This is a genomic window from Vibrio wakamikoensis, from assembly GCF_050337275.1.
Taxonomy (GTDB): domain Bacteria; phylum Pseudomonadota; class Gammaproteobacteria; order Enterobacterales; family Vibrionaceae; genus Vibrio; species Vibrio chaetopteri.
In genome coordinates this window covers 26,433-33,168 of the sequence record NZ_JAKJST010000047.1, presented here as the reverse complement: position 1 = coordinate 33,168, position 6,736 = coordinate 26,433, and the positions used below count along the sequence as shown (strand labels likewise).

6 protein-coding genes and 1 rRNA gene are annotated in these 6,736 nt (G+C 46.1%); all 7 read right to left on the bottom strand.

Features of this window, described 5'->3' with window-relative positions; all coding sequences use genetic code 11:
• Positions 1 to 287, bottom strand: a 16S ribosomal RNA gene (locus L4C42_RS22620); the annotation flags it as partial.
• A gap of 533 nt (positions 288 to 820) precedes the next feature.
• Positions 821 to 1,534, bottom strand: coding sequence for an NAD(P)H-flavin reductase (gene fre / locus L4C42_RS22615; protein ID WP_353497538.1), 714 nt, complete (start codon positions 1,532 to 1,534; stop codon positions 821 to 823).
• 12 nt (positions 1,535 to 1,546) lie between these two features.
• Positions 1,547 to 1,819 (bottom strand): 2Fe-2S iron-sulfur cluster-binding protein, encoded by a 273-nt coding sequence (locus L4C42_RS22610; protein WP_042478889.1) that lies wholly within the window; start codon positions 1,817 to 1,819, stop codon positions 1,547 to 1,549.
• On the bottom strand, positions 1,816 to 3,681 hold the full coding sequence (gene ubiD / locus L4C42_RS22605) for a 4-hydroxy-3-polyprenylbenzoate decarboxylase (protein WP_418641847.1): 1,866 nt from the start codon (positions 3,679 to 3,681) through the stop codon (positions 1,816 to 1,818). The genes L4C42_RS22610 and ubiD overlap by 4 nt, the downstream gene beginning before the upstream one ends.
• Before the next feature lie 97 nt (positions 3,682 to 3,778).
• On the bottom strand, positions 3,779 to 4,777 hold the full coding sequence (locus L4C42_RS22600) for a hypothetical protein (RefSeq protein WP_353497536.1): 999 nt from the start codon (positions 4,775 to 4,777) through the stop codon (positions 3,779 to 3,781).
• 129 nt (positions 4,778 to 4,906) lie between these two features.
• Positions 4,907 to 6,166 carry a transcription termination factor Rho gene (gene rho / locus L4C42_RS22595; RefSeq protein ID WP_252012937.1) on the bottom strand — a complete coding sequence of 420 codons (1,260 nt, stop codon included), beginning with the start codon at positions 6,164 to 6,166 and terminating at the stop codon, positions 4,907 to 4,909.
• 192 nt (positions 6,167 to 6,358) lie between these two features.
• The gene (trxA, locus tag L4C42_RS22590) at positions 6,359 to 6,685 is read right to left on the bottom strand and encodes a thioredoxin TrxA (protein WP_042478899.1); all 327 of its coding nucleotides are present in this window, start codon (positions 6,683 to 6,685) and stop codon (positions 6,359 to 6,361) included.
• Positions 6,686 to 6,736 lie beyond the last annotated feature (51 nt).

The following is a 6,736-nucleotide window of genomic DNA, read 5'->3' as shown; positions in this document are numbered from 1 at the left end:
GCCTTGGTGAGCCATTACCTCACCAACTAGCTAATCCCACCTGGGCTAATCTTGACGCGAGAGGTCCGAAGATCCCCCTCTTTGGCCCGAAGGCGTTATGCGGTATTAGCCATCGTTTCCAATGGTTATCCCCCACATCAAGGCATATTCCCAGGCATTACTCACCCGTCCGCCGCTCGACGCCGTTAACGTCACCCGAAGGGTCAGTTAACTCGTTTCCGCTCGACTTGCATGTGTTAGGCCTGCCGCCAGCGTTCAATCTGAGCCATGATCAAACTCTTCAATTTAAGATTTTGTCGGCTCAATGAATACTGACTTTAAACTACATAAGTAATCTAAAGCTATTATCGTTCCAACAGAACGATAATGAATTGACTGTGCCAAGTCTTTCGACTTGATTGGTCACTCAGTTCATTGAAAACCTAATTTGATACCGAGGTATCTAATTTGATTATCATCAACGAGTGCCCACACAGATTGATAGGTTTAAATTTTTAAAGAACGTTTCTTCGAGAAGCTAAACTTTCGTTTTTGAGCCTTTCGGCTTTTCTCTCGAAGTGGGCGGCCATTTTAACTAGATAACTTGTCGTGTCAACCACTTTTCCAAATTATTTTCGTTTAGGCTTTTTGCCCGCCAAACCTGTTGGGCTCTTGCTTTGCTGCCCTCCCGTTTGGTGTGGTGCGCATTATAGGGAGAATGAGAAGCCGCGCAACCCCTTTTTCAATATTTTTTAAAAAAAACGTTCTTTTGATTGAAATACCATCAAAAAACAAAAAGGAGAGTATAAAAACTCTCCTTTTAGCCGCAAATCACTAACAATTAGATAAATGCGTACGCATCACCATACATGTGATCAGACTTCGCTTGCTTGTTTTGCGTGAACTGTTCACGTGCAGCGCCAGCCATTTCAAAGCGGCCTGCTATATAGATATCGAAGTCTGCGAGTGAATCAAAATCGTCACTGACCGCTTGAAGTACGTTGCCTTGTTTGCCCGTCCACTCAGAAAGTGTCTCTTCGATAACTGGAATGAACTGAATGCGCTCATGAGCATTAGCGATGTCAGCCAACTCTTGTTTGGCATATAGCTGAGCTTCATCACGACCACCCCAATAGAGATAAATAGGCTGAGCAATGTTTTGGCTAATGCAGTGATCAAGAATAGAACGTACATAGCTAAAACCCGTGCCACCAGCAATCAATAAAATTGGGCGTTGGCTATCTTCACGAATCCACGCTTCGCCATGAGGGGCATCAATCTGAATGTCGCCACCCACTTCAAGTGCATGCTTCATTGATTCAACCACTTCTAACGCATAAGCATTATGCTCCGCAGCACCAATGTGGAGTTCGATCTCGCCTTCATGACGGCAAGGGCTGCTAGCAATAGAGAAAGGACGCTTGTCGGCCTCACCCATTACTACCATTAAATATTGACCTGCTTTAAAGCTAACAGGCTGTTCTGGGTGCAGCAAAATTTGATAGGTATTCGCTGCTAAAGGCTCAATAGACTTAACTTTACAATTGATGGTCATGGTTTATCTCTTTTATTCGTCTCCAAAGGTGATCACCAAATCACTCTTTGGATATGCAAGACAGGAGAACATCCAGCCTTGCTGCTTTTCTTTCTCGGTAAGTAATGGTTCCAAATCATAGTCTACCGCACCTGACTCGATACGGCATAAACAAGAAGCGCAGGCTCCCACCATACAGCGGTGAGGAAAAGCAAGATTCTGGTTGAGCGCAGCCTCTAACACTGTCTGCCCTTCTTCGACTATAAACTCAAGGTTCTGAGGCTTGAGCACTACTCGCTTAGTCATAGGATATTTAGTTCATCCCAAATGCTGTCTATCTTCGCAACCAATGCAGGGTCTTTTTTAATTGGTATGCCCCACTCACGAGTCACTTCGTCTTCAAGTTTATTGGTTGCATCTAAATATGCTCTAGAGGTGCTATCGTTGACCAGCAATGTATCTCTGGACGGATCCATTCTCGTAGTGATCGCCCAAATCACATCATTCCAATCACGCACATTCACGTCTTGATCGCAGGCAACGATAAACTTAGTCGCCAGATAAGGTGAGAGTATAGCCTCTACTCCTTCCATCACCTCAATAGCTTGACCTGCGCGTTGCTTATCTAGAGTCAGCAGTACCATACGATTTGTACCCGTTCCCGGTGCAATATACAAGTCAGTCACCTCTGGATATTGAGCTGTAACCTGTTTCGCCAATAAGGTTTCATCCCAACTATTCGAGCGTTCGATATCTTGTGTTGTTTGATACTTCGCCGCCTCCAGCTCCAACTCTGCATCCCACTTAATCGTGGCGTCCAGTCCCATTTTGGAACCTAGACCCGTAACCGGCGATGCAAAGTCCAAAGAATCTATCGGCGTGCTGTCGATCATCAAGGTATCGCGACTCGGTACCATATGGTCATTCATGGCTTGCGTGACTTGCTGCCAATCGCGGCCATTGACGCTTTCATCGCATACAATCACAAACTTGGTGTACATGAACTGTCGCAAGAAAGACCATACCCCCATCATGACGCGCTTAGCGTGCCCCGGGTATTGCTTCTTCATTGTTACCACCGCCATACGATACGAACATCCTTCTGGCGGAAGATAGAAATCTTCAATTTCCGGGAACTGCTTTTGCAAGATAGGCACGAAGACTTCGTTCAACGACACCCCCAGTACAGCCGGCTCATCTGGTGGACGACCTGTATAAGTACTGTGATAGATAGGGTTTTCACGCATAGTAATGTGCGTAATTGTAAAGACGTGGTGCTTTTCTTTTTCGTTGTAGTAGCCAGTGTGGTCTCCATACGGACCCTCATCGGCAAACTCTTGCGGATCAATGTAACCCTCAAGGACAATTTCGGCGCTCGCTGGCACTTCAAGATCGTTGCTAACCGATTTGACCACTTCGGTACGTTCGCCACGCAGCAAGCCAGCAAAGGCATATTCAGACAACGTATCAGGTACGGGTGTGACCGCCCCAAGGATGGTAGCCGGGTCGGCGCCAAATGCGACCGATACCGGGAACGGTTTTCCTGGATTAGTTTCCATCCAGTCTCTTAGATCAAGCGCACCACCGCGATGCGCGAGCCAGCGCATGATGATCTTATTCTTGGCTATCTTCTGTTGGCGATAGATACCTAAATTTTGACGCTTCTTGTTCGGTCCTTTGGTGACCGTTAGTCCCCATGTTAGCAAGGGTGCGACATCATCAGGCCAGCAACTCATTACAGGGATTTTATCAAGTTCGACCTCATCACCTTGCCAAACGACTTGCTGGCAAGCAGCTTTACGTAGCCGTTTGGCTGGCATATGCAGCACTTTCTTAAATAGAGGAATTTTATTGATCGCGTCTTTAAATCCACGAGGAGGCTCAGGCTCTTTTAGGTAGGCCAGCAATTTGCCTACTTCTCTAAGCTCTGATACTTGCTGTCGTCCCATCCCCATCGCTACACGCTCAGGGGTACCAAATAAATTGGTCAACACCGGCATGTCATAGCCAATCGGGTTTTCAAACAGCAGAGCAGGTCCACCCGATCGCAGAGTTCTGTCGCTGATCTCCGTCATTTCATAATCAGGGTCGACGGGATGTGAGATGCGCTTGAGCAGCCCCTGGCTTTCCAGGTGCTGAGTGAAATCACGTAAGTCCTTGTAAATCATAGGGGATACTTCGCCTTGAAAGAAGGTACCATTATATACGCAAATCTATCATCGGGTGAAATGTCCTCTGTGATGTTGATAAGCTGAAAAAATTCAGTTAATTAGATAGGGCTTGCAACACCAAACTCGCTTTCACCTGGCTGTTGGTCGACAACACATCCCTCACCCATCCACCATGACCATTCTGCGCCAATTGACTGGCGACAAAACTGGCGTCTTCCACCTTGGTCATTCGTGTCACCAAGAAGGTTTTCACTTCATTCGGTAGTGGCGTGATTTGAGCAAGTTCAGTGATCGCCTGACGTTTTAGGCTCGGATTACGAGCAGCCGCCATGATTTGTTGCTGAGCAAATGGAGAAGAAAGACTCGCCAGCCTCTCTAATTCTACTTGGCTATGATAATCTGCGCGCATTTTCCATAGTAAGTCATATAAGGCTGCGTCTTCATTCACTTGAGCCATTCGCACCAATACGCGAGTTGAAGGCAACCACTCGGTGATATTGGTATCGGTAAGTTGCTGACTAATAAATGCGTTCGCTTTCGGTGACAAGCTGTCAAACTCTTTGACCAATAAGTCCTCGCGGATCTTACGCTCATAATCGCTACCCTCAGATAGCCAATCACGCAATACCAACTGCTCACTTTCGGCCTGTAGAATAAACTCCAAGGTTTTCTGATCACTGTTCCAACGCTTAATCAATCGCGCAGAAATAGCTGGGTAGTTAAACGCCGGAATAGAAAACTCATAACCATCACCACGCTCAAGCATAGTGTAAGTAGGCGGCAGGGATTTTTGGCCTTGAACGAAAATGGCCATTTTAGGGGAAAGAATACGTTCGTTGTCTTCAATATGTTTGAGCAACAAAAATCTCGCCACCTCTTGCTGAGGTAACGCGAGTCTATTTAACGCAAATTTAAGGCCGTCGGTGTCATCTTGTTCCACCAATAACAAAAAATCGTCAACTTTTTGCAGTACCACTTGGCTTTGCAACCAGCGTTCTACTTCCTGCTGCGTCATTTCCTTAGACGCGTGCACCGGTTGTGAGAATGAAACAACCAATACGAGGAGTAACGACGCTAACCATCCTTGTAGCATATTAACCTCCTGTTAACACACTCAGTATTGTGCGCGTGAAACAGGGGAAGTGCAAACAAAAACGTCACCCCTTAAGGGTGACGTTTAAAATTTGAGACTCGTTGTCCGCTTTGCGGTCGCGATTAACGATTACTGGCGACGCATTGCGTCAAAGAACTCGTCATTAGTCTTAGTCATTGCAAGCTTGTCGATTAGGAATTCCATCGCATCGATTTCGCCCATTGGGTGAACAATCTTACGTAGGATCCACATCTTCTGTAGCTCATCTGCTTTCGTCAGTAGCTCTTCACGACGGGTACCTGAACGGTTGAAGTCAATCGCAGGGAACACGCGCTTCTCGGCAATCTTACGGTTTAGGTGCAGTTCCATGTTACCTGTACCTTTAAACTCTTCGTAGATAACTTCATCCATCTTAGAACCAGTATCCACTAGCGCTGTTGCGATGATAGTTAGGCTACCGCCTTCTTCTACGTTACGAGCTGCACCGAAGAAACGCTTAGGACGGTGTAGTGCGTTAGCATCAACACCACCAGTAAGAACCTTACCTGATGAAGGTACAACAGTGTTATAAGCGCGAGCTAGACGAGTGATAGAGTCTAGTAGGATAACCACGTCTTTCTTGTGTTCAACAAGACGCTTCGCTTTCTCGATAACCATTTCAGCAACCTGAACGTGGCGAGACGCTGGCTCATCAAACGTAGATGCGATTACCTCACCTTTAACTAGGCGCTGCATCTCGGTTACTTCTTCCGGACGTTCGTCGATAAGAAGCACCATCAATTCACACTCAGGGTGGTTGTGGGCAATGCTCTGCGCGATGTTTTGCAGCAGCATGGTTTTACCCGCTTTAGGTGGTGCAACGATGAGACCACGTTGACCTTTACCGATTGGTGACGCGAGATCAAGAACACGTGCGGTGATGTCTTCTGTTGAGCCATTACCACGCTCCATAGTCATGCGTTCGTTAGCATGCAGAGGGGTTAGGTTTTCAAACAGGATCTTGTTACGCGCGTTATCTGGCTTGTCAGCGTTAACAGTGTTTACTTTTAGAAGTGCGAAATAGCGCTCGCCATCTTTTGGTGGTCGAATCTTACCGGCAATCGAGTCACCTGTACGCAGGTTGAAACGACGGATCTGACTTGGAGAAACGTAGATATCATCTGGGCCAGCAAGGTATGAACTGTCTGCGCTACGCAGGAAACCAAAACCATCTTGAAGAATCTCTAAGACCCCGTCACCAAAGATATCTTCACCACTTTTCGCATGGGCTTTTAAAATGGCGAAGATGATGTCTTGCTTACGCAGACGAGCTAAGTTTTCCAGACCAAGAGATTCGCCAAGTTTAACGAGCTCAGAAACAGGTCTGTTCTTCAATTCTGTTAAGTTCATTGTGGTGGATGTTTGTTTAGTCAAAATAGGATCTGTTTTGTTGTTAAGAAGGATTTGGTCACAGGATCGACCAAGAAGTGAACACTTGTTTAATTAACGTGCGATAAATTATCACTAAAAAAGAGTCTAGTCTAGCTTTGAAAAAAACAAAACCGTGTATTTGTTAAGATACACGGTTTTCGTTACTTCTCATTATAAGTTCTCGTCTAAGAACTCTTTTAGCTGAGTTTTAGACAGTGCGCCAACCTTCGTTGCTGCCACTCCGCCATCTTTGAAAAGTAGTAGCGTTGGAATGCCACGGATACCAAACTTAGGTGGAGTACCTGCGTTTTGGTCGATGTTTAGCTTGCCGATAGTGAGTTTGCCTTCGTACTCATCTGCGATTTCATCGAGGATTGGGGCAATCATCTTACAAGGACCACACCACTCCGCCCAGAAGTCAACAAGAACCGGGCCTGCAGCATTAATTACGTCAGTTTCAAAACCGTCATCCGTCAGCTGCAAAATCTTTTCACTCATCTTTCACTCCGATATTTTTTGTATTGATGAGATAATCACCAACAATTAGAT

Bases quoted from the DNA above. Each gene is read 5' to 3' on its own strand.
- rho (WP_252012937.1), bottom strand. From the start codon at position 6,166: ATGAACTTAACAGAATTGAAGAACAGACCTGTTTCTGAGCTCGTTAAA.
- L4C42_RS22600 (WP_353497536.1), bottom strand. From the start codon at position 4,777: ATGCTACAAGGATGGTTAGCGTCGTTACTCCTCGTATTGGTTGTTTCA.
- fre (WP_353497538.1), bottom strand. From the start codon at position 1,534: ATGACCATCAATTGTAAAGTTAAGTCTATTGAGCCTTTAGCAGCGAAT.
- trxA (WP_042478899.1), bottom strand. From the start codon at position 6,685: ATGAGTGAAAAGATTTTGCAGCTGACGGATGACGGTTTTGAAACTGAC.
- L4C42_RS22610 (WP_042478889.1), bottom strand. From the start codon at position 1,819: ATGACTAAGCGAGTAGTGCTCAAGCCTCAGAACCTTGAGTTTATAGTC.
- ubiD (WP_418641847.1), bottom strand. From the start codon at position 3,681: ATGATTTACAAGGACTTACGTGATTTCACTCAGCACCTGGAAAGCCAG.